The organism is Microbacterium sp. B24 (genome assembly GCF_000333415.1).
Lineage (GTDB): Bacteria > Actinomycetota > Actinomycetes > Actinomycetales > Microbacteriaceae > Microbacterium.
Genome location: NZ_BADB01000037.1, coordinates 1 through 2,749 on the forward strand (window position 1 = coordinate 1; position 2,749 = coordinate 2,749).

Sequence of the window (2,749 nt, forward strand, 5' to 3'; positions counted from 1 at the left end):
GCCCTGACGAGCGGGCCCGTGGTGATCTCGACGCCCTTCGTGTGCCCGTACTCGGGGTGTCCGGGGGTCAAGGAGCCCCACGTGCGGAGGGATTCCAGGTCGGACAGCTCGAGTCCGAAACCGCCGAGATAGAGCTGGACGTACTGGGTCAGCGACGAGTGTCCCGCGGAGAGGATGAAGCGGTCGCGGCCGATCCAGTGCGTGTCCGAGGGATCGTGGCGCAGGACGCGCTGGTAGAGCAGGTACGCGGCCGGCGCCAGGCTCATCGCCGTGCCGGGGTGTCCGTTGCCCACCTTCTCCACGGCATCCGCGGCCAGCACGCGAGCGGTGTCCACCGCGCGCCGATCGATCTCATCCCAAACCAGTTCCGACACGTGGTGCCCTTTCGAAAAGAGGGGAGTGCGTCCGACTCTCGAGCCGGCCGCGGCGGCGTCGAAGCGCTGCCTGCCGGCGCTCGGCGACGCCTGTGTTTTCAGCTTAGCGAAGTGCCGCGGGTCGCAGGCCGCATGTGTCGTCCGTGACAATTCGTCGGCGGATGCCGGCCGGTCGCAGGGCGTCCATGTCCCGGGCGATCACCCGATTGGTCGTGACCTAGACTGGACGAGGATCTGGAGTGAGCCGGGGAAGGGGTCAGCGGACATGGTGCAGTCGAGCGTGTCCGCGGTGACCGACGTCGCGGTCGCTCGTTCCCTCGGTCAGAAGGTCCGCGCCTACGTCGCCTTGACGAAGCCGCGCGTCTTGGAGCTGCTCCTGGTGACGACCGTTCCGGTCATGATCTTGGCGCAAGGAGGGATGCCGAGCCTCTGGCTCGTGCTGGCGACGGTGATCGGCGGCGCGATGAGCGCGGGATCGGCTGCCACCTTCAACATGTACCTCGATCGTGACATCGATGCGCATATGCGGCGCACCGAGAACCGACCACTCGTGACGGGCGAGGTGACGCCGCGGGGCGCCCTGGTGTTCGCGTGGAGTCTGGCCGTGGGGTCCACGCTCTGGCTTCTGCTGACCACCAACTGGCTGGCCGCGGCACTGAGCGCCGTCGCCATCTTCTTCTATGTGGTCATCTACACGATGCTGCTGAAGCGCCGCACCGAACAGAACATCGTCTGGGGTGGGATCGCCGGGTGCTTCCCCGTGCTCATCGGGTGGTCTGCGGTCACGGGATCGCTGACCTGGGCTCCCTTCGTCCTCTTCCTCCTCGTCTTCCTCTGGACTCCGCCGCACTACTGGCCGCTGTCGATGAAGTACAAGGGTGACTACCGAGAAGCAGACGTGCCGATGCTGGGCGCCACCCGCAACGGTCGGCAGGTCGGGCTGCAGGTCATCCTCTACGCCTGGGCCACCGTGGCCTCTTCGCTCCTGCTCATCCCGGTCGCGGGTATGGGACTCGTGTACACGGCATCCGCCCTCGTTTTCGGCGGCTGGTTCATCGTCGAGTCCCATGTGCTCTACAACCGCGCCGTCCGCGGGGAGCAGAGTCGTCCGATGCGTGTCTTCCACGCGTCGATCACGTACCTCACGCTCCTGTTCGTCGCCATCGCGATCGACCCGCTGCTGCCGTTCTGATCGGACGACGAAGGCGCCGGTCCCCGCGGGGACCAGCGCCTTCGTGTCTTCGGGTGCGGGATCAGACGGTGGGACGCTCGGCGGACGCCTGAGCGGGCTCGTCGGTCTCCGACACCGGTGAGGTGACCGTCTCGGCCACCGGTGCGGCGCTCGTCGCCGGCTCGACGATCTCGACCACGTCGATCTCTTCGGTGACGACACTCGGCGTCGCGCCGCGCGCGAGCGAGCCGATGGTACCGAGGGTGAGCGCCAGAGCCAGACCGATGAGGCCGACGCCGATGAGGATCGCGCCGAGAACGGCCCAGATCTGACCGGCGTAGACCTCGACGCCGGTGGCGGTGCCATCGGCGAGAGTGCTGGCCATGACGGTCAGCTTGTCGACGAGCAGGTAGACGCCGCCGCCGACGGCGACGAGCGAGCCGCCCACGAGCACCCAGAACGGGATGCTGCGGATCACACGGGCGGTGTTGGGCATGGGGAAGCTCCTTCTGTCACGTCGCCGCACGCGCGACGACACTTCGACTATCTGCGAACCACCAGAGGAGCAGTGATGCGCCGGCTATGAGATCGCTGTGGACCGGTCGCCGGCATCCAGCATGTCACGCGGCTGCTTCATGTGCAGGATCACCGCGGTCATCGCTGCCACGAGCGTCACGGCGAGCATCATGTGGATGTTCACGAGCGCGATCGGAAGGCCCGTGCGCGCCTGCCACAGCCCGATCGCGATCTGCACAAGTTCCACGCCCAGCAGCAGACCGGTCCATCTCCTCATGCCGGTCGCCGGGCTCAGCCGGTACGACCATCCGAACAGCACCAGCGTGAGCGCGAAGAGGGCGTATGCGGGCCAGCTGTGCACGTGCTGCCAGAAGATCGGATCCAGGCCGTTGCGGGCGGCGGCCGTGTCGCCGGCGTGCGGGCCGGAGCCGGTCAGCAGGATGCCGATGATCACGGTGACCAGCACGACGACACTCGTCACGTGCGCCACGACGGCATACCCGCGCGGCACGACGAGGACGCGCGCGCCGGGTCGGGCGTAGACGCGGACGACGTAGGCGGCGGCGATCGCGACCAGCGCCGCCGACAGCAGGTAGTGCAACCCGACGATGCTGGGGTGCAGGTGCAGCCACACCGTGATGCCGCCGATGACGGCCTGGAGGATGATGCCGATGCCGATGGCCAGGAC

At 67.7% G+C, this 2,749-nt stretch carries 3 protein-coding genes and 1 pseudogene; 1 reads left to right on the forward strand and 3 read right to left on the reverse strand.

Annotation, left to right across the window (positions count from 1 at the left end):
- A pseudogene (locus I5I_RS00705) lies at positions 1 to 374 on the reverse strand (transketolase); the annotation flags it as partial.
- Positions 375 to 639: 265 nt separating this feature from the next.
- Here I5I_RS00705 and I5I_RS00710 point away from each other — a divergent pair.
- On the forward strand, positions 640 to 1,566 hold the full coding sequence (locus I5I_RS00710; protein ID WP_051039403.1) for a heme o synthase: 927 nt from the start codon (positions 640 to 642) through the stop codon (positions 1,564 to 1,566).
- A gap of 61 nt (positions 1,567 to 1,627) precedes the next feature.
- Here the strand turns inward: I5I_RS00710 and I5I_RS00715 are convergent, their stop codons facing one another.
- Both I5I_RS00715 and I5I_RS00720 read right to left on the reverse strand, forming a co-directional pair.
- Complete coding sequence (locus tag I5I_RS00715) at positions 1,628 to 2,041, reverse strand: hypothetical protein (protein ID WP_036315138.1); 414 nt, start codon at positions 2,039 to 2,041, stop codon at positions 1,628 to 1,630.
- 84 nt (positions 2,042 to 2,125) lie between these two features.
- On the reverse strand, positions 2,126 to 2,749 hold a 624-nt coding region (locus tag I5I_RS00720), incomplete at its 5' end, for a COX15/CtaA family protein (protein ID WP_036315142.1).

Coding starts and splice junctions, on each gene's coding strand:
- I5I_RS00710 (WP_051039403.1), top strand. CDS start 640: ATGGTGCAGTCGAGCGTGTCCGCGGTGACCGACGTCGCGGTCGCTCGT.
- I5I_RS00715 (WP_036315138.1), bottom strand. CDS start 2,041: ATGCCCAACACCGCCCGTGTGATCCGCAGCATCCCGTTCTGGGTGCTC.